The organism is Catellatospora sp. IY07-71, from assembly GCF_018326265.1.
GTDB lineage: Bacteria > Actinomycetota > Actinomycetes > Mycobacteriales > Micromonosporaceae > Catellatospora.
This window is the reverse complement of record NZ_AP023360.1, coordinates 3,330,596-3,348,649: the sequence shown is the minus strand read 5'-3', so window position 1 is coordinate 3,348,649 and position 18,054 is coordinate 3,330,596. Positions and strand designations below refer to the sequence as shown.

Below are 18,054 nucleotides of genomic sequence, written 5' to 3'. Positions count from 1 at the left end.
TGGAAGAGAGTGCCACATGCCACTGTCCCGGCGGCACCCTGCGTCTGGCCACGCTTGCCGCGGCTCAGTAGGCTCGCCTGAGTGCGACCCCTCCTCGACCGCACCACCCGCCCCGCGCTGGCTCTCGGCGCGATCGCCCTGCTCGTATCGCTGACCGCGGCGTCCTGTGAGGACACTCCCGATGTCGGCCTGGCCGACGTGGGCCGGTCCACGGTCAGCGAGCTGGTCGACGCCCCCGCCTCGGTCACCGCCCGCGCCGCCGTCACGCTCACCGCGCCCGCCGACGGGACCCTGGCCCGCCTCGCCGTCGCGCCCGGCCAGCAGGTCGCCAAGGGCCAGCTGCTCGCCGTGATCAGCTCACCGGCGTCGCAGACCCGGCTGCGCCAGGCCAAGCAGGCGCTGGACGCGGCGAAGCGCTCCGGCGGCGGCGGGCCCCGGGTGGACCTGAGCGCGGCGCGGCGCAAGCTGGACAAGGCCGCCCGGGACGCGTTCGACGAGGCGCGCAAGGCCGCCGCGCAGATCGCCGACCCGGCGGTGCGGGACGCGCTGCTCGCCCACATCGTCGCCGCCGAGACCGGCTACCGGCAGGCGTCGGCGGGCGTCGCCTCGGCCGCCGACGCGGTGCAGCGGGGCGTGGCCTCGCTCGGCTCGGCGATGCAGGCGCTCGGCTCGGCGCAGCGGCTGCAGGCGCAGCAGGCGTACGACCTGGCCAAGTCGACGGTGAACGCGCTGAGCCTGCGCGCCCCGATCGCCGGGGTGGTGCAGCTCGGCGGCACGTCCTCGGCCGCGGCCGCACCCGACCTGAGCAGCCTGCTCGGCGGGATGGGCGCGGGCCTGCCCAGCGGCGTGTCCGGCCCGGTCGCGGCGGCCCCCGCCGGGGTCGCCTCGGCACCCGCGGTCGGTGCGCCGATCAGCACCGGGACCGCCGTGCTGACCATCGTGGACACCAGCGAGCTGGGCGTCGTCGCCGAGGTCGACGAGACCGACATCCTGCTGGTCCAGACCGGTGTCGCCGCCGACGTGGAGCTGGACGCCGCACCCGGCGTGAGCTACCCGGCGCGGGTGAGCGCGATCGACGTGCTGCCGACGCCGAACAGCCGCGGCGCGGTGGCGTACCGGGTGCACCTGACGCTGGAGGTCCCTTCGGACGCGCCCGCGCCGCGGCCGGGCATGAGCGCGGTGGCCCGGCTGCGGGTGCGCGAGGCGGCCGACGCGCTGGCGGTGCCGGCCGCGGCCGTGTTCACCTGCGACGGCAAGGACTGCGTGTGGGTACGCGGCGCCGACGGCCGCGCCCAGCGCCGCCCGGTCGAGATCGGCGCGTCCGGCGCGGACACCCTGCAGGTCACCGACGGCCTGCAGGAGGGCGAGCGGGTCGTGGTGCGCGGCGTGGACCGGGTCGCCGAAGGCGACGAGCTGCCGTGACCGGGCCCGCCATCGAGGCGATCGGGGTGGCCCGCACGTACGCCATGGACGGGGTGAGCGTGGCCGCGCTGCGCGGGGTGACCCTCACCATCGAGCACGGCGAGCACGTGGCCATCGTCGGCCCGTCCGGTTCGGGCAAGTCGACGCTGATGCACCTGCTCGGCGGCCTGGACCAGCCGACCTCGGGCGAGCTGCGCATCGGCGGCCGCGACGTGGCCGGGCTGAGCCCGGCGGAGATGGCGCACCTGCGCAACGCCACCATCGGCTTCGTGTTCCAGGCGTTCCACCTGCTGGCCCGCACCAGCGCGCTGGACAACGTGGCGCTGCCGCTGGTGTATCGCGGCCTCGGCGCGAAGGAACGCCGGGCGCGGGCGGCGGTGATGCTGGAGCGGGTCGGCCTGGGGCACCGGCTGGACCACAGGCCCAACCAGATGTCCGGCGGCGAGCAGCAGCGCGTGGCCATCGCGCGGGCGCTGGTCACCGAGCCCGCCGTGCTGCTGGCCGACGAGCCCACCGGCAACCTGGACCAGGCCACCGGCGCGGCCGTGCTGGAGCTGCTGGAGCGGCTCAACACGGCCGAGGGGGTGGCCGTGGTGCTGGTGACGCACGACCGGGAGGTGGCCGCGCGGGCGCGGCGGCAGATCACGATGCGCGACGGCGTCGTGGTCTCCGACAGCGCCGCGCCGGGGCCGGTCATCCCGCAGCAGCGCAGCTCCGGCCCGGGTGAGCAGCCGGGCGACGACGGCGGGGAGGCGGCCCGGTGAGGCTGGCGGAGGCGTGGCGGGTCGCGCTGGACGCGCTGCGGGCCAACCGGCTGCGCAGCGGCCTGACCATGCTGGGCATGGTGATCGGCGTCGCGGCCGTGGTGATCCTGGTGGCGCTGGGCACCGGCACCAAGAACGAGGTGCAGGCCCAGGTCGAAGGGCTCGGCTCGAACCTGCTGATCGTGGTGCCCGGCCAGGTGAGCCTCAACGCCGCGCCGGCGGTGTCCCGGCTGGACCAGTCCGATCTGGACGCGGTCATCCGGGTGGTCGGCTCGCGCGACCGGGTGGCGGTGTCGCTGACCTCGGGCGAGAGCGTACGCGCCGGCAAGGAGTCGGCGTTCACCAGCGTGCTGGGCGTGCTGGAGACGACGCCGAAGGTGTTCCTGCGCGACCTGCGCACCGGCACCTACCTGACCCGCACCGATGTGGACACCGGCCGCCGCGTGGCGGTGCTCGGCGACTCGGTGGCGCGGGTCCTGTTCGGCGAGCGCGACCCGGTCGGGCAGCAGGTCACCATCGCGGGCGTGCGCTTCCGGGTGATCGGGGTGTTCGCGCCGCTGGGCCAGAGCCTGGGCGTGGACCGCGACAACGAGGTGCACATCCCGCTGAGCACGGCGCAGCGGCTGCTGGCCACCAAACGGGTGGACGCGTTCGCGGTCAAGGCGCCCGACGCCGCGACCATCGACTCACTCGGCGACGACATCGTCGCGGAGCTGACCCGCCGCCACCCGGACGAGCAGTTCAGCGCGGTGACCCAGGAGCAGATCCTGGGCGCGCTGGGCGACATCCTGGGCGTGCTCACCGCCGTGCTGGCCGCGATCGCGGGCATCTCGCTGCTGGTCGGCGGCGTCGGCGTATCCAACATCATGCTGGTATCCGTCCGCGAGCGCACCCGCGAGATCGGGCTGCGCAAGGCGCTGGGCGCCCGGCCGCGCGACATCGGCACGCAGTTCCTGCTGGAGGCGGTGCTGCTGACCACGACGGGAGGCCTGCTCGGGATCGCGCTCGGGGTGGGCGTGTCCCTCGCCGTGGCCGCGCTGAGCCCCGTGCCCGCGGCGCTGACCTGGTGGTCGATCGCGCTGGCGTTCGGCGTCTCATGCGCGGTCGGCATCGTGTTCGGAGTGGCGCCGGCGCAGCGGGCCGGGAAGCTGGACCCGGTCGTAGCGCTGCGCACTGATTGAGCCGTACCGATCATTCTGGTATGCGCTCGACGCTCGCATTTCTGGCGCCCAGTATAAGTGCTGCTTATACTGGGCGGGTGTGGGAAATCAACCTCCACGAAGAGGTCGAGACTTGGTTCCTGGAGCTGTGCGCCACCGATCCGATCAGCGCCGACCTGGTCGCCGAGGCCATCGATCTGCTCGCCGAGCACGGCCCGGCGCTCGGCCGACCGTTGGTCGATCGGATTCAGACCAGCAGATTCCACCATATGAAGGAACTGCGACCGGGCTCCTCCGGCTCGACAGAGGTTCGGCTGCTCTTCGCGTTCGACCCGCTACGCGAGGCGATCTTCCTTATCGCCGGGGACAAGTCCGGACAGTGGAAACGGTGGTACCAGAGCGCGGTTCCCCTGGCAGACGAACGGCTTGAAGAACATCTGACGAGGCTGAAGGAGGAACGGCGATGACCGCCCCATCGAATTGGCGGGATGTGAAGGCCAAGGCCCGCACCGCGGACCCCACCTGGGACACCGAGGAGCGCACGGTCCGTCGAGCCCGCATGCGCGAGGAGATGCTTGCCTCCGTCAGCGGCGCCCAGCTCGCGGAGATCCGCAAGCAGCTCGGCCTCACCCAAAGCCAGCTCGCCGAGACCGCGGGTCTGTCCCAGGCTCGGATCAGTCAAATCGAGAGCGGTGCCGCGACCAGTCTGGAGAGTCTGCGCGCCTATGTGACCGGGCTCGGCGGCCACCTCGACATCGTCGCCCGCATCGGCAACATCCAGCTCAACATCGCCTGAACCGCCAAGAGGCCTGCCCGCCACCGCGATGCGGTGACGGGCGGGCCGGACGGCTCATATCGCCAGACCCGCGGGACGTACACGCGGTCGGCGTTGAAGCCCGACGAGAACCACATCCTCTTGCGGGTGTTCCTGCCCCAGACGCCGTCGACCGCCAGCGAGAGACGAGATGTTCATCATCCCGGTGTTGTGCCGCAGCCAGCGCCTCAGCGCAGGTAGCTCCAGCTGAGCATCTCGCCGTCGCGGTAGGGCATGACGCCGTGGAACGGGCGCGGGTCGTCGTCGAAGACCATGGGCAGCCACTCCCGGTCGCTGGCCCACATGGGCACCTCGAACAGCCGCTCGAGCGGCAGCCAGGTCAGCGTGCCCTCGTGGTTGCCCTCATGCGCGACGCCGTCGAAGGAGTCGACGCGGAACACGAAGCCGAACCAGTCCGCGCCGCCCTTGCCGAACCCGGGCCAGGACACCGTGCCGCGCAGCGACAGCTCCCGTGCGATCAGGCCGGACTCCTCCTGCACCTCACGCTTGACGCCGGTGAGCACGTCCTCGTCGCGCTCGACCCGGCCGCCGAGCCCGACATGCTTGCCGTAGTGGATGTCGTCGGGCCGCTTGTCCCGGTGCAGCAGCAGCACGCTGCCGCCGTCCGGGGAGAGCACGTAGGCGAGCGTGGCGATGATCGGCGTCAGTGGCATGACGGCATGTTCGCACAGCTCACGAGCGCTGTCCCATTCACCCCATTAACACAAAAGGCTGGTAAATGAGTACCAGATGATGCCTTTTTCATTCACGATGGACATAACACCTTTATCGGACTTACCAGGAGGTGGTGTCATGAGGGATGCGGTCAACCGCGGGGGCGTGCTGGTCGTCACGACGGACCAACTGCCGGGGTACACGGTCAGGACGGTCTTCGGCGAGGTGCTCGGCCTGTCGGCGCGGACGCTCAGCCCGTACACCGAAGGCTTCAAGAACGTCAACGACGGCACCGGCGTCAGCATGGACGTGCGCATCCACATGCTGACCGAGTGCCGGCTGGAGGCCGTCGACCGCATGGCGCGCGTCGCCCGGCGCATGGGCGCCAACGCGGTGCTCGCGATGCGCTTCGACAACCGCCAGGTCACCGAGTCGTGGGTGGAGATCTGCGCCTACGGCACGGCGGTGCACGCGGAGGTGGCCGCGCTGCCCCGCCCTAGAAAGCCGGCAACCTCCGCGCCGGCTACCGACATGTCGCTAAAATCCGCATAGAGCTGCTGAGGGCCGACGACAGCCGCCACACCGGCGGCGCGACGGCGTGACCAGCGGATGGCGGCGATGAGCACCCGTGCCGACACGTTGACTATCGAACCCGACCCGGAACGCGGTTCTTCGGAACCGCTCACCGAGGCGTGGACAGCCGAGCGCGACCGCAGGGTCTCGGTGGCGCTGGAGCGGCTGCGCCGCATACCGCCGGGTGACCCGGCCCGCGACCGGGCCCGGGACGCGGTCATCCGTGCCGGGATGCCGCTGGCCCGGCGGCTGGCCCGGCGGTTCAGCTGCCGCGGCGAGGACCCCGACGACCTCGTGCAGGTCGCGCTGCTGGGCCTGATCAAATCCGTGGACCGGTACGACGCCAGCCACGGCGTCCGGTTCGAGCACTTCGCCGCGCCCACCATGCTCGGCGAGCTGCGCCGGCACTTCCGCGACCGCGGCTGGGCGCTGCGGGTGCACCGGCGGCTGCAGGAGCTGCATCTGGAGATCAGCCGCGCGGTGCCGCAGCTGTGCCAGGCCCTGCAGCGCACCCCGGACGTACGTGACCTGGCCGGGCACCTCGGCCGCTCCGAGAACGACATTCGCGACGGCTTGGAGTGCGCCCACGCGTACGCCGTCAGCTCGCTCAACAGCGTGGTGCGCAGCGGCAGCGGCTTCGCCGAGCTCGGCGAGCTGCTCGGCGAGCAGGACCGCCGCCTGGAGTCGCTGCCCGACCGGCAGGCCATCCAGGCGGCCGTCGCCACGCTCACCCCACGCGACCAGCAGATCCTGGCGCTGCGCTTCTGCGGCGACCTCACCCAGGCCGAGATCGCGCAGCGGCTGGGCCTGTCCCAGATGCACGTGTCACGGCTGCTGGCGCGGTGCCTGCAGCAGCTGCGCCAGGCCCTGGCCGATCAGCTGTGAGTCAGCCGCTGACGTTCGGGGGTTCCGGCAGGCCCTGCACCTCCGCCTCGGTGCCCGACGCGGTGATCTTCAGCAGCGAGCCGTTGAACGGCAGCCGGTCCAGCGTGACGGTGCCCCACTCCTGCGGCAGCCGCGGACGCAGCACCACCTCGCCGCGCGGCACGTTCAGGTCCAGCCCGAGGAAGGCCCGCACGATCAGCAGCGGCGCGGCGCTGGCCCAGGCCTGCGGCGAGCACGAGGTCGGGTACGGCACCGGCGGGTGGAACTGGTCGGCGGCGAACCCGCAGAACAGCTCGGGCAGCCGGCCGCCGAACGCCGTCGCGGCGCGCAGCAGCCCCGCGGTGAGCCGGTGGGCCAGCTCGACCGCGCCGGGGATGTGGGCGTAGCGCATCAGGCCCGCCACGCACAGCGCCGTGTCGTGCGGCCACACCGACCCGTTGTGGTAGCTCATCGGGTTGTACGCCCCCGACCGGTCCGACAGCGTACGCAGGCCGAAGCCGCTGTCCATGTCCGGTTGGGACAGGCGGGCGACCAGCCGCTCGGCGTGCTCGTCGGTGACGATGCCGGTCCACAGGCAGTGGCCCACGTTGCTGCTCATCGCGTCCATCTGCCGCTTGCGCCCGTCCAGCGCGATCGCGAAGTAGCCCTCGTCGTGCAGCCAGAACGCCTCGGCGAAACGGGCGCGCAGCTTCTCGGCGCGCTGGCGGCAGTTGTCGGCCACGGCCGGCTCGCCGAACGCGTCGGCCAGGTCGGCGCGGCCGAGCCAGGCCGCGTACGCGTACGCCTGGACCTCGGCGAGCGCGACCGGCGGCTCGGCGAGCTGCCCCGCCGCGTCGTTGACGCCGTCCCAGCTGTCCTTCCAGCCCTGGTTGAACAGGCCCCGGTCGGTGGCCCGCTGGTACTCCACGAACCCGTCGCCGTCGCGGTCGCCGTAGCCGTCGAGCCAGGCCAGCACCGCGTCGGCGGCGGGCAGCAGCGTGCGCACGTCCGACTCGGCCGCGCCCCACCGCCAGGCCTCCCCCAGCAGGGCGACGAACAGCGGGCTGGCGTCGATGGTGCCGTAGTAGTGGGTGCCGCCCAGCGCCGACGCGCTCTGCGGGCCGAGCCGCAGCTCGTGCAGGATCCGGCCGGGCTCCTCCTCGGTGCGCGGGTCCACGCCGCGGCCCTGCAGCGCGGCCAGCGTATGCAGGGTGCCCACCGCCAGCTTCGGGTCCAGCGGCAGCGTCATCCACGAGGTGAGCAGGCTGTCCCGGCCGAACAGGGTCATGAACCAGGGCGCGCCGGCCGCGACGAAGGTCTGCCCCGGCTCCTCCCCCGTCGAGATGCGCAGCGCGTCCAGGTCGCGCACGCTGCGCCGCAGCACCAGGTTGAGGTCCTGGTGCTGCGCGCGGATCGAGGTGACGTTGCGCCGCCAGGTGTGCGCCTCGGCCTCCTCGGCCTCCATGTGGTCGCGAAAGCGCGGCTCGATGCGGCGGCTCTCCACCACCGGGTGCACCACGATCTCGGTGCGCCACTCGTCCCGCGCCGGGATCACCACCTGCCAGCTCAGCCCGTTGTGCGTGCTCGTCGGCTCGCCGGTGGCGTGCACCAGCAGGCCGCGCGAGCCGTCAGGGCGGCTGAACACCAGGTTCACGCCGCTGGCGCTGGAGTGCGTGGCCGAGCCGCCGGCGTGTCCCTCCTTCACCGCGAACAGGTCCGCGAAGTCGGAGTCGACGTGCAGCTCCAGGTGCACCAGCGTCGCCTCGCGGCCGACGTTGGTCAGCGTGACGATCTCACGCATGCCCTCGCCGACGCAGCGCTCGCGCACCACCAGCAGCGTGCTGTCGGCGTGCCCGGCGGCGGGCTGGCGGCGCAGCATGAACCGGGCGGCGTACGCGTCGGCGTCGACCACCGACAGCGGCTGCGGCGCCTGCCCGTCCACCCGCAACTGCCAGCGCGAGATGATCCGGGTGTCCCGGAAGAACAGCCCCTGCGCGCCCCCGGGCTCCATGTCCCCGCTGGGCGCGCAGATGCTGAACGTGGTGCCTTCGACGATGGTCACCTGACCCTGGCCGTGCGGCGCGGGGTCGCCTGCGTTCAAGGGGGCGGGAGCCGTCACCGGTCACCCGCCGAGGTCAGCCGTCCGGACCGCACCGCAAGCCGCGCGCCACGCGAGGAGCGCGGCTGACGCCGTTCCGCCAGCGCGGCCCGGTACGCCTGCACGTAGCCCATCGCCATCCGCTCGTCGCTGAAGCGCCGCACCACGTGCTCGCGGCACTCCGCCGGGTCCAGCTCCACCGCGGCACGCATCGCCGCGGGCAGCTGCCCGGGGTCGTCGCAGATGAACCCGCTCACGCCGTCCTCCACGACCTCGGGCACCGCACCGGCGCGCAGCGCCACCACCGGCGTGCCGCACACCATCGACTCGATCATCACCATGCCGAAAGGTTCCTCCCACTGCACAGGAAACAGCAGGCAGCGGGCGTTTGCCAGCAACTCGCGCTTGAGTGTCGCGTCGGCGATGCCGATCATGTCGTCGTGCGGCCCGAGCAGCGGCTCAACCTGCTCGGCGAAGTACTTCTTCTCGGCCGCCTCGGCGCACTTGCCGGCCAGGATCAGCGGCAGCCCGGCCTCGTGCGCCGCCCGTACCGCGGTGTGCGCGCCCTTGTCCGGGCTGAACCGGCCCAGGAACAGCGCGTAGTCCTTCTTCTCCCGCTGGAACGGCCAGTCCTGCGGGCGCAGCCCGTTGTGCACGGCGCCGACCCAGTTCAGCTCCGGGGCCAGCGCGCGCTGGCGGTGGCTGATCGCCACCAGCGACAGGTCGCGGTCCAGGGTGCGGTAGTAGCCGCGCAGCTCGGAGTCGACCGGCCCGTGCACCGTGACGACGGTGGGCAGGCCCATGGCGTCGTACGCGGGCGCGTTGAGCGGCCCGGCGAACGTGTGGTCGTGCACGACGTCGACCTCACCGGCCGCGTGCAGGTTCTCCACCACCCGCCGCGTCAGCGTCGCGTAGATGATCTCGGGGCCGGGCTCGCCCAGCCGCTCCGGGACCGCCTGCTCCCACACCTGCCAGAACCGCGCGCGCGTGCCGTCACGGCCGGCGCCGATCACCGTGACCTGGTGACCCAGGTCGACCAGCGCGTTCGCGAGATCGGCGATGACCGCCTCGATACCGCCGTACGCCTGTGGCGGAATGTCGAAGTAGGGCGGGGCCACCATCGCTACCTTCAGCGGTGCGTGGCCGTTGGCGGACAGGGTGCTCTGCACCCTGGCGAGATGTTCGGGCGGGGTACCGCCCTTCACCAGCGTGGTAGTCACGCGGACTGGAATACCCCTTATGGCGGTATTTCATGCATGCCACTTCATGATCAAGATAACGCCACGTTACCGGCACAAGAATGGCGTGACCTTCATGAAGTAGACCGGCCGTCAGGACCGCACCGCGTCCGGGGTCAGGCGCCAGCGGCGCGGCACGCCCGGCCGGACGATCGCCAGTGACATCGCCGTGGCCGCCAGCGACAGCAGCCCGGCGCCGTAGAACGCGGCCGAGTACGAGCCCGAGCTGTCCCGGACCACGCCCGCGACCAGCGCGATGCCCGCCGCGCCGAACTGGTGCGCGGCGAACACCCAGCCGAACACGATCGGCCCGGACTCGCCGAAGTGCCTGCGGCACAGCGCGATCGTCGGCGGCACGGTCGCCACCCAGTCCAGCCCGTAGAACAGGATGAACACCAGCATGCTCGGGTGCGGGTCGGCCGCGAACAGCCCCGGCAGGATCATCAGCGACAGCCCGCGCAGCGCGTAGTAGATCCCCAGCAGCCGGCGCGGGTCGAAGCGGTCGGTCAGCCAGCCGGACAGGATCGTGCCCGCGATGTCGAAGATCCCCACCAGCGCCAGCAGCCCCGCCGCGGTCGTGGTCGGCATGCCGTGGTCGTGCGCGGCCGGGATGAAGTGCGTGCCCACCAGGCCGTTGGTGGTCGCACCGCAGATCGCGAAACCTCCCGCGAGCAGCCAGAACGTCCGGGTACGCGCCGCGTCGCGCAGCGCACCCAGGGCCCGCCGGGCCGCCCCGGTCTGCACCGGCGGCGCCGCGACGGGCTCATCGGGGTCCGCGCCGTACGCCGTGGTGCCGATGTCGGCCGGGCTGTCCCGCAGCAGCCACAGCACCAGTGGCACCACCAGCAGCGCCGCACCGGCCACGGTCAGCGCCGCGATCCGCCAGTCGTAGGACTGCACCAGCGAGGCCAGCAGCGGCAGGAACACCAGCTGCCCCGCCGCGCCGCCCGCCGTCAGCACCCCGGTCACCAGGCCCCGGTGCCGCACGAACCACCGGTTGGTGAACGTGGCCACGAACGCCAGCGCCATCGAGCCGGTGCCCAGGCCCACCAGCAGGCCCCAGCACAGCACCAGCTGCCAGCTCGCGCTCATGAACACGGTCAGCCCGCTGCCCGCCGCGACGAGCAGCAGCGCGCCGGACACCACCCGGCGCATGCCGAAGCGCTCCATCAGCGCGGCGGCGAAGGGCGAGGTCAGCCCGTAGAGCACCAGGTTGACCGATACGGCCAGCGAGATGGTGCCCCGCGACCAGCCGAACTCCTGCTGCAGCGGGTCGATCAGCACCCCCGGGGTGGCCCGGAAGCCGGCCGCGCCCACGATGGCGACCAGCGCCACCGCGGCCGCGGCCCAGGCCAGATGCTGGCTACGGGCCGGTTTGACCCTGTCTTCAAGCAACGTCACCAGGCCATGGTGCGAGAAGTTACGCCGCGCAGACAGTGGCCTGAACGCCACTATGTGAAAGAATCCAGCCATGACCGTTCGCCACCGCGTCGCCGTGCTCGCCCTCGACGGCGTCATGGCCCTGGACCTCGGCATCCCCAGCCAGGTGTTCGGCTGCGCCACCGACAGCGCCGGACACCGGCTCTACGAGACCCGGATCTGCACCCCCGACGGCGGCCCGATCCGGTGCAGCGCCGGCTTCGCCGTGCAGCCAGACCACGACCTCGACCTGCTCGGCTGGGCCGACACCGTGATCGTGCCCGGCATCCACCGCGAGCACCTGGGCACCTTCGCCGCCGGTCCCGCCATGGCCGCGCTGCGCGCCGCCCACACCGCCGGCAAGCGGATCATGTCCATCTGCACCGGGGCGTTCGCGCTCGCCGCCGCCGGGCTGCTCGACGGCCGCCCCGCCGCCACCCACTGGGCCTACGCCGACGACTTCCGCACCCGCTTCCCGCAGGTCCGGCTCGACGCCGAGGTGCTGTTCATCGACGACGGCGACGTGCTCACCTCCGCCGGCGTCGCCGCCGGGCTCGACCTGTGCCTGCACGTCGTACGCCGCGACCACGGCAGCGAGGTCGCCAACCGCGCCGCCCGCCGCTGCGTCGTCGCCCCCTGGCGCGACGGCGGCCAGGCCCAGTTCATCGAGCGCCCGCTGCCCGCCGTCGGCGACGCCTCCACCGCCGCCACCCGCGACTGGGCCCTGGCCCGCCTCGGCGAACCCCTCGACCTCGACCAGCTCGCCCGGCACGCACGGATGAGCGTGCGCACGTTCACCCGCCGGTTCCGCGAGGAGACCGGCCTGTCCCCCGGCCGCTGGCTCACCCGGCAGCGCGTCGAGCACGCCCGTCACCTGCTGGAGAGCACCGACCTGTCCATCGACCAGATCGCCGGCCGGGCCGGCTTCGGCACCGCCGTCTCCCTGCGCCAGCACCTGCGCGCCGCGGTCGGCACCGCGCCCCTCACCTACCGCCGCACCTTCCGCACCCCGGCCTGACGCCCCGCCGCCCATGGCCGCTCCCGGCGTCGCGCCGCGAGGGCCGGACGGGCAGCGCGGGGCGGGAGGGTCACGCGTTGGAGGGTTCGCGGGCGGGATTGGCGGGTGCCTGAGTGAAGTGGCCGTTGCGGCCCGCGCGCCACAGGCCCCAGAGGGCCAGCACCGCCGCGACCAGGAGCGGGCCACCGTCACGGACCAGGCCGTCCGCGCCGAGCAGGGCCGCGCACAGCGGCAGGTGCACCAGCAGCACCCCCAGGGTCAGCCCCACCAGCAGCACCCGCGCCCAGCGCCTGCCCTTGACCAGGAATATGCTCAGGAACAGCGCCACGTAACTGACCACCAGCGCGAACACGAACCACACGACGATCAGCGGCAGCAGCGCCGGACGCCCGTCGAACAGCAACCCGACCGACACCACGCACGCGACCAGCATCAGCGCGCTGTAGCTGAACACGGCGACCCGCGTGGTCAGCACCCAGCCGGGCACGTGCGGCCGCGGCTCCACCGGCCGCCGCTGGATCCCGTCCCGCCCGATCCACCACCGGGTACGCGGCCGCGCCAGGTACTCCCGCACGCTCGCCGACCGGTACAGCAGCAGCACCACGCCCAGGCACAGCAGGGCCACCACCGCGAACCCGGCGATGCCGGGCAGCGCCGGATACCCCTGCTTCGGCACCACCAGCCGGGCCACCGAGAAGATCGTCGTCACCGCCAGGATCAGCCCGAACGGCGCCGCGCCCTGGCGGCCCCGCCACAGGTGGAAGATCAGCACCAGGAACAGCAGCGAGCGCAGCAGCGCCCAGCCCGTCCGCACGAACAGGGCGTAGCCGCCGTCCGCGGCGTAGTACCAGTTCAGCCACTCGACCGCGGCCGTGGCCAGCGCGGTCACCGCCAGCAACGCCGTCAGCGCGTGTACGGCGAAGGGCCGGGGCTCGGGCGTCGGGGCGGCAGCGGACACCCGTCAATCATGCCCACGGAGCACAATGGCAACCATGTGCCGGAGCATCAAGACCCTTCGCCCGCCGTTCCAGGAACTCGTCACCGAGGAGGACATGCGGGCCGCCGCCCTGCAGTACGTCCGCAAGATCTCGGGTTTCCGCACCCCCGCGGCGCACAACGCCGAAGCCTTCGACCGCGCCGTCGCGGCCGTCACCGCCGCCACCGCCGAGCTGCTCGCCACCCTCCAGGTGCGCCGCTGACCCCTTCCCGCGTCGCCGGTTCGCGGGCTGCGCGCCGGCGTACGCGGGGATGATGGATGCATGGTCCTGCGGCGCATCCTGAGCAGCCTCGGCTTCGGCGGGGTCGACGTCGACACGGTGCTGGCCACCCCGGCCGTGCGGCCCGGCGGCGCGTTCTCCGGCCAGGTCCGGCTGCACGCCAAGGGCGACGTCGAGATCACCGCGGTGCAGCTGCTGCTGGTGGCGAACACGAACGGCGCCGAGACCGAGCTCGGCCGCTACCCGGTCGCCGACCGGTTCACGCTGCGCGGGGGCACCGGGCACGCTGTCGGGTTCCACCTGGCGGCGCCGTACCCCGTGCCGATCACCCTGGTCTACGGGCGCCCGATGCCCGGGGTGACCGTCGGGGTGCGTACGCAGGTCAGCGTCGCCTCGGGCAGCGCGAAGACGGACTTCGACCCGATCGGCGTCGAACCCGCCGAGATCCACCAGCACGTGCTGGACGCGCTCGGCACGATCGGCTGCCGCTTCGTACGCAGCGACCTCCGCCCCGGCCGCCCGCCCGCCCAGGCCGTCACGTTCTACGCGCCGATCCCGCAGGGGCAGGCGCCCGGCCCGCAGATCCCGCAGCTGGTGTTCCTGCTCGCGGCCGACCCGCAGGGCGCGACCGTCACCGCCGAGCTGGCCGGGCGGGCCGGCCAGGGCGACACGCATCGGGTGAGCGCCGAGCAGGCACGGGAACTGTCAGCCGATCCGGCGCGCTGGATCGAGCTGGTCGACGGCTGGGTGCGCAGGGCGCTGGAACGGCTGTCCAGCCTGCCCGCCCAGGACCCGGGCGCCTTCATGCGCCCGCCCGTGCACGCACCCGGGCCGCCGCACCACTCGGGGCATCCGAGCCGGCCGTACGCGTACCCCGGCCACGGGTTCGGCGGGTACCGGTACGGCGGATACCGGGGCACCGGCTCCATGATCGGCGCCGGGCTGGGCGGCGCGGCGCTCGGCTTCCTCGGCGGCATGGTGGTCAGCGACATGATCCACGACGCCCTCACCCCCGACGCCGCGGGCGCGGACGCGGCGGGCGCGGACGCTGCCGACGCCCCGGACCCGGCCGGCTCGGACACGGCGCCAGCCGACGCCCAGCCGGCCGACGCGGACAGCGCCGCCGTCGCCGACACCGGCTACGACCAGGGCTACCAGGACAGCGGTTACCAGGACAGCGGTTACCAGGACAGCGGTTACCAGGACGGTGGCTACGACGCCGGAGGCTGGGACACCGGCGGCTACGACGCGGGCGGCTTCGACTCCGGCGGCTTCGGCGGCGACTTCTGACCCGGTGCGTCACGCCGCCCGCGAGCAAGATCGCCGTCTCGTGTCGAAACCTCTGGCCAGACCGCAGATCTTGACACGAGATCGCGATCAACCGCCGGTACGGCGGGCAGCAGAGACGGGGTGGGCGCGTGCGGGTCGGGGTGCGAGCCATGGCCCCGCACGCGCCCACGTCTCATCCGGCGGTACGCAGATACGGGCGCACGAGGGCAGGCCCGCCGCCGTCCCAGTCCGCGTAGTGCACGACGAGCCGTCCGCCGTGCGCGCGCTGCTCGCAGGGGTGTGCCCGGCCGCACGAGCGGCAGCAGCCGGTGCCGTCCCGTTGATGCTCGGCCAGCAGGTGGCGGCCGTACGCGGCCTGCGCGTCGGCGTACCTCAGGAACTCCGGTTCTGCCATCGGCATGTCCATGACGCGAACGTAGGCGGCCCGGATGTGGCGTCGCGGCGTCCGAAGTGGCGTCCGTGCGGCGACATCGGAGGCGTCATTTCGGCGTCATTAGGCGTACGCTGTCTGCATGACAGCTCCAAACGCGACGTTGCGCGCGATCCGCATGGGCATGCTCATGAGCCAGGATGACTTCGCCCGCGCCATCCGCGACGCCGGGCAACGCGCCGGGGTGCCCAATGACGCGAGCAAGCGCCTGGTGCAGCGCTGGGAGGCCGGCCTGATCGTCACGCCCCGGCCGGTGTACGCCCGAGCCCTGGAGGTTGTGACCGGCCTACCCATCAGCTCGCTCGGTTTCTCCCTCGCGGTGCCCCACGCCGCCGCCGACGAGGCGCACGATTCCGCATCGCTGCAGGTCACAGTGCCACCAGTGCTGCCACGCACGGCCGCCGCGTCCGCCCCGAACCACTCGGGCATCTGGCTGAGCCGGTACGAGTACCGGTCCAGCGGCCGGGACGCCATTTTCTCCGGCCTGCACTACGTCGTGGTGCTGCAGCACAGCGACCGGCTCACCGTCCGCAGCCTGCCTGGTTCGTCGGACTCACCGCTGACCATGGATCTCACCGTGGACGGCAACGTCGTCACGGGCACGTGGGTGGAGCAGACCGCAGCCGACGGCTACTACCGCGGCGCGCGCTACCACGGAGCGATCCAGCTGCTGGTGGAGCCGACGGGACGGCGCATGGCGGGCAAGTGGGTCGGTTTCGGCAAGGAGATGGACGTCAACACCGGCCCGTGGGAGCTCGTCTTCCAGGAGGCCTCCACCAACAAGGCCGCCATGGACCGCTACAACCGCCCCCCGAAGCCCTGACCCCTTCGTCGCCCACGAAGATCGCCGTCTCGTGTCGAAACCTCTGGCCAGACCGCAGATCTTGACACGAACTCACGATCATCCAACCCAGACCAGCCAAGATCGCCGTCTCGTGTCACATAGCGGGGTCCAACCCACCGCAGCCGACCCGAGAACGCGATCCCGCCACCCCGCCCGCCCGAACAGCCGTGTCGATCAGGAGGTTGTGGCCGCGACGCGCCGTCGAGCCGTGCCATAAGTTCATGATCAACGGGGTGGGAGGGCCTGGCCCTGCGGGGGGCGGGGGTGGGGGACGGCGGGGAGGGCGGTGGGGCGGTATTGGGCGAGGGCGCGGCGGGCCAGGTCGTTGACGGTGGCGGAGTTGGCCCAGGCCCCGAACACGATGGAGGCGAACGGGATCGCCTTCGCGGCGAGCTTGCGGACCGCGCGCATGCCGGCCATCCGGGCGAGCTTCCAGCTGAGCAGGCCCAGCGCCCGGCCGACGGGGGCGCGGCTCGCGGTGGTGCCGGCGCCCTTGGCGATCGCGCCGGCGATGCCCTCGCGGCCCTGCGCGACGCCGAGCGCCAGCCGGGCCGCCTCGGTCGCCTTGTGCACGCGCTGCAGGACGAGCAGCTCGGTGGCCCGGTCGGGGTGGGTGGGGTCGATGCCGTACACGGCGGCGAGGTGCAGCACCAGGCGGGACTGGGTCCAGGCGAGCGTGGCCACGTCGGCGACCGCGCCGGGCAGCCCGATCGAGCCGGACACCGCGCCGCTGAGCCGGGCGTGCCGCCGGAACCGGCGGATCGCGACCTGGGCCATGCCGTCCGGGTGCATGTGCGGGTACAGCATGCGCATCCGGGTGACCCAGGCGGCGGCCTGCGGGCCGATGCGGCGCACCGCCTCCAGCGCCAGGTGCTCGGGCGCGTACTGCGGGTCGGCCCGCATCTGCTGCCACAGGCCGGGCGGCGGGGCCTCCCGGGTGTCCAGCTCGACTCCGGTCGGGACGATCGCTCCGGGCTCCGTCGTCATTGCAGCACCTCCGCCAGCTCCAGCAGGGACTCGTCGGCGCCGGCCGCGCCGATCAGGCACAGCCCGACGGGCAGGCCGCCGACGTGGGCGCCGGGCACGGTGAGCGCGGGCAGCCCGGCGACGCTGGCGATGCCGGTCAGGCCGAGGATCGGGGCGCGCAGCGGGCCGGTGTCGGCGCCGCGCGCGGGGGCGGGGCTGGGCGCGGTCGGGATGGCCAGCACCGCGCCGTCGAGCACCCGGGCCATCGTGGACTTCACCTGGTTGATCTCGCGGTCGGCCGTGCCCAGCTCGTCGAGGGTGCGCCCCGACGCGGCGCGCACCCGCTCGGTGACGCCGGGGCCGAAGTGCGGGTGCTCGGCGCGTACCCACTCGCCGTGGCGCTGCCAGAACTCCCAGCCGGTGCGCACCGCGTAGGCCAGCCGGTAGTCGGGTGCGGGCCCGGCGCCCCACAGCGGCTTCTCGTCGACGGGCAGCACGCCCGCGAGCCTGTCCAGCAGGGGCTGCAGCGCGTCGCGGACGGCGGGCTCGGCCAGCTCCCACAGGTCGGCGGGGGCGTGCACGGCGCGGGCCGGGCTGGTCCCGGGGCGGCTGCTCAGCAGCACCCCCGTCGCGGTACGCAGCAGCGCCAGGTCCCGGGTGAGCAGGCCCGGCACGTCGAACGAGCCGCACAGCGGCACCACCCCGGCCCGGCTGACCCGGTTGTGGCTCGGGCGCAGGCCGTAGAGGCCGCACCAGCCGGCGGGGATGCGCACCGAGCCGCCAGTGTCGGTGCCCAGGCCCAGGTCGGCGGAGCCCTCGGCGACCGCGGCGGCGGTGCCGTTGGACGAGCCGCCGGTGATGTGGCCGGGCGCGGCCGGGTTGTCGGGGGCGCCGTAGTGCTCGTTCGTGCCGAACAGGCTGTAGGCCATCTCGTCGGTGTGCGTCTTGCCGACGATGGCCGCGCCCGCGCCGGTCAGCACGGCGACCGCGGCGGCGTCGCGTTTCGCGGCCGGGTGGGTGGCCAGCCAGGTCGGGTTGCCCGCGCCGGTCGGCAGTCCGGCCACATCGAACAGGTCTTTGACGGCCAGCCGTACGCCGCGCAGGGGCCCGCCCGTCTCGGGGCGCGGCGGGATGGCCGTCACCCAGGGCACGTAAGGGCCGGGGGCCGCGAGGTCCGTCATCGCACACTCTCCTACCACGAGCGCCCGGCCGGGGAGTGCGGGCGCACCACGTAGCTTAGGACCGTTGCAATCGAGTAGTCT

The 18,054-nt window shown here is 73.1% G+C and carries 19 protein-coding genes; 11 read left to right on the top strand and 8 right to left on the bottom strand.

Features of this window, described 5'->3' with window-relative positions; all coding sequences use genetic code 11:
- The first annotated feature begins 81 nt into the window (after positions 1–81).
- From CS0771_RS15325 to CS0771_RS15305, 5 genes are all read left to right on the top strand, one after another.
- On the top strand, positions 82–1,422 hold the full coding sequence (locus CS0771_RS15325) for an efflux RND transporter periplasmic adaptor subunit (protein WP_212841602.1): 1,341 nt from the start codon (positions 82–84) through the stop codon (positions 1,420–1,422).
- Positions 1,419–2,186, top strand: coding sequence for an ABC transporter ATP-binding protein (locus CS0771_RS15320; RefSeq protein ID WP_212841601.1), 768 nt, complete (start codon positions 1,419–1,421; stop codon positions 2,184–2,186). Before CS0771_RS15325 ends, CS0771_RS15320 begins: the two co-directional genes overlap by 4 nt.
- Positions 2,183–3,367: an ABC transporter permease gene (locus CS0771_RS15315; RefSeq protein WP_212841600.1), complete on the top strand. Its 1,185-nt coding sequence runs from the start codon at positions 2,183–2,185 to the stop codon at positions 3,365–3,367. Before CS0771_RS15320 ends, CS0771_RS15315 begins: the two co-directional genes overlap by 4 nt.
- A 77-nt stretch (positions 3,368–3,444) precedes the next feature.
- Complete coding sequence (locus tag CS0771_RS15310) at positions 3,445–3,813, top strand: type II toxin-antitoxin system RelE/ParE family toxin (RefSeq protein WP_244870805.1); 369 nt, start codon at positions 3,445–3,447, stop codon at positions 3,811–3,813.
- Positions 3,810–4,142, top strand: coding sequence for a helix-turn-helix domain-containing protein (locus tag CS0771_RS15305; protein WP_212841598.1), 333 nt, complete (start codon positions 3,810–3,812; stop codon positions 4,140–4,142). Before CS0771_RS15310 ends, CS0771_RS15305 begins: the two co-directional genes overlap by 4 nt.
- A 206-nt stretch (positions 4,143–4,348) precedes the next feature.
- Here CS0771_RS15305 and CS0771_RS15300 read toward each other — a convergent pair whose 3' ends face one another.
- Positions 4,349–4,834: an 8-oxo-dGTP diphosphatase gene (locus CS0771_RS15300; protein WP_212841597.1), complete on the bottom strand. Its 486-nt coding sequence runs from the start codon at positions 4,832–4,834 to the stop codon at positions 4,349–4,351.
- Between the two features lie 139 nt (positions 4,835–4,973).
- Here CS0771_RS15300 and CS0771_RS15295 point away from each other — a divergent pair, with 139 nt between their 5' ends.
- Positions 4,974–5,387 (top strand): YbjQ family protein, encoded by a 414-nt coding sequence (locus CS0771_RS15295; protein WP_212841596.1) that lies wholly within the window; start codon positions 4,974–4,976, stop codon positions 5,385–5,387.
- 66 nt (positions 5,388–5,453) lie between these two features.
- On the top strand, positions 5,454–6,293 hold the full coding sequence (locus tag CS0771_RS15290) for a SigB/SigF/SigG family RNA polymerase sigma factor (protein WP_212841595.1): 840 nt from the start codon (positions 5,454–5,456) through the stop codon (positions 6,291–6,293).
- A gap of 1 nt (position 6,294) precedes the next feature.
- Here CS0771_RS15290 and CS0771_RS15285 read toward each other — a convergent pair whose 3' ends face one another.
- The 3 genes from CS0771_RS15285 to CS0771_RS15275 form a co-directional block, all read right to left on the bottom strand.
- Entirely contained in the window at positions 6,295–8,334 is a 2,040-nt protein-coding gene (locus CS0771_RS15285; RefSeq protein WP_244870804.1) for a glycogen debranching N-terminal domain-containing protein, read from the bottom strand.
- A gap of 53 nt (positions 8,335–8,387) precedes the next feature.
- Positions 8,388–9,590 carry a glycosyltransferase family 4 protein gene (locus CS0771_RS15280; RefSeq protein WP_244870803.1) on the bottom strand — a complete coding sequence of 401 codons (1,203 nt, stop codon included), beginning with the start codon at positions 9,588–9,590 and terminating at the stop codon, positions 8,388–8,390.
- A gap of 111 nt (positions 9,591–9,701) precedes the next feature.
- The gene (locus CS0771_RS15275; RefSeq protein WP_371821404.1) at positions 9,702–11,060 is read right to left on the bottom strand and encodes an MFS transporter; all 1,359 of its coding nucleotides are present in this window, start codon (positions 11,058–11,060) and stop codon (positions 9,702–9,704) included.
- Between the two features lie 19 nt (positions 11,061–11,079).
- Between CS0771_RS15275 and CS0771_RS15270 the strand changes: the two genes are divergently transcribed.
- Positions 11,080–12,045, top strand: a complete 966-nt coding sequence (locus CS0771_RS15270; RefSeq protein WP_212841592.1) for a GlxA family transcriptional regulator — start codon at positions 11,080–11,082, stop codon at positions 12,043–12,045.
- Between the two features lie 70 nt (positions 12,046–12,115).
- Here CS0771_RS15270 and CS0771_RS15265 read toward each other — a convergent pair whose 3' ends face one another.
- Positions 12,116–13,003, bottom strand: coding sequence for a hypothetical protein (locus CS0771_RS15265; protein ID WP_212841591.1), 888 nt, complete (start codon positions 13,001–13,003; stop codon positions 12,116–12,118).
- Positions 13,004–13,037: 34 nt separating this feature from the next.
- Between CS0771_RS15265 and CS0771_RS15260 the strand changes: the two genes are divergently transcribed.
- Both CS0771_RS15260 and CS0771_RS15255 read left to right on the top strand, forming a co-directional pair.
- On the top strand, positions 13,038–13,244 hold the full coding sequence (locus tag CS0771_RS15260) for a DUF2277 domain-containing protein (protein ID WP_203745198.1): 207 nt from the start codon (positions 13,038–13,040) through the stop codon (positions 13,242–13,244).
- A gap of 60 nt (positions 13,245–13,304) precedes the next feature.
- On the top strand, positions 13,305–14,552 hold the full coding sequence (locus CS0771_RS15255) for a sporulation protein (RefSeq protein WP_212841590.1): 1,248 nt from the start codon (positions 13,305–13,307) through the stop codon (positions 14,550–14,552).
- Positions 14,553–14,724: 172 nt separating this feature from the next.
- Here CS0771_RS15255 and CS0771_RS15250 read toward each other — a convergent pair whose 3' ends face one another.
- Positions 14,725–14,958: a hypothetical protein gene (locus CS0771_RS15250; protein ID WP_212841589.1), complete on the bottom strand. Its 234-nt coding sequence runs from the start codon at positions 14,956–14,958 to the stop codon at positions 14,725–14,727.
- 106 nt (positions 14,959–15,064) lie between these two features.
- Here CS0771_RS15250 and CS0771_RS15245 point away from each other — a divergent pair, with 106 nt between their 5' ends.
- Complete coding sequence (locus CS0771_RS15245) at positions 15,065–15,805, top strand: DNA-binding transcriptional regulator (RefSeq protein ID WP_212841588.1); 741 nt, start codon at positions 15,065–15,067, stop codon at positions 15,803–15,805.
- 246 nt (positions 15,806–16,051) lie between these two features.
- Here the strand turns inward: CS0771_RS15245 and CS0771_RS15240 are convergent, their stop codons facing one another.
- Positions 16,052–16,813 carry an EcsC family protein gene (locus tag CS0771_RS15240; protein ID WP_212841587.1) on the bottom strand — a complete coding sequence of 254 codons (762 nt, stop codon included), beginning with the start codon at positions 16,811–16,813 and terminating at the stop codon, positions 16,052–16,054.
- On the bottom strand, positions 16,810–17,973 hold the full coding sequence (locus CS0771_RS15235; protein ID WP_212841586.1) for an amidase family protein: 1,164 nt from the start codon (positions 17,971–17,973) through the stop codon (positions 16,810–16,812). Before CS0771_RS15235 ends, CS0771_RS15240 begins: the two co-directional genes overlap by 4 nt.
- Positions 17,974–18,054 lie beyond the last annotated feature (81 nt).

Coding starts and splice junctions, on each gene's coding strand:
- CS0771_RS15305 (WP_212841598.1), top strand. CDS start 3,810: ATGACCGCCCCATCGAATTGGCGGGATGTGAAGGCCAAGGCCCGCACC.
- CS0771_RS15300 (WP_212841597.1), bottom strand. CDS start 4,834: ATGCCACTGACGCCGATCATCGCCACGCTCGCCTACGTGCTCTCCCCG.
- CS0771_RS15295 (WP_212841596.1), top strand. CDS start 4,974: ATGAGGGATGCGGTCAACCGCGGGGGCGTGCTGGTCGTCACGACGGAC.
- CS0771_RS15290 (WP_212841595.1), top strand. CDS start 5,454: ATGAGCACCCGTGCCGACACGTTGACTATCGAACCCGACCCGGAACGC.
- CS0771_RS15270 (WP_212841592.1), top strand. CDS start 11,080: ATGACCGTTCGCCACCGCGTCGCCGTGCTCGCCCTCGACGGCGTCATG.
- CS0771_RS15260 (WP_203745198.1), top strand. CDS start 13,038: ATGTGCCGGAGCATCAAGACCCTTCGCCCGCCGTTCCAGGAACTCGTC.
- CS0771_RS15255 (WP_212841590.1), top strand. CDS start 13,305: ATGGTCCTGCGGCGCATCCTGAGCAGCCTCGGCTTCGGCGGGGTCGAC.
- CS0771_RS15250 (WP_212841589.1), bottom strand. CDS start 14,958: ATGGACATGCCGATGGCAGAACCGGAGTTCCTGAGGTACGCCGACGCG.
- CS0771_RS15245 (WP_212841588.1), top strand. CDS start 15,065: ATGACAGCTCCAAACGCGACGTTGCGCGCGATCCGCATGGGCATGCTC.
- CS0771_RS15240 (WP_212841587.1), bottom strand. CDS start 16,813: ATGACGACGGAGCCCGGAGCGATCGTCCCGACCGGAGTCGAGCTGGAC.
- CS0771_RS15235 (WP_212841586.1), bottom strand. CDS start 17,973: ATGACGGACCTCGCGGCCCCCGGCCCTTACGTGCCCTGGGTGACGGCC.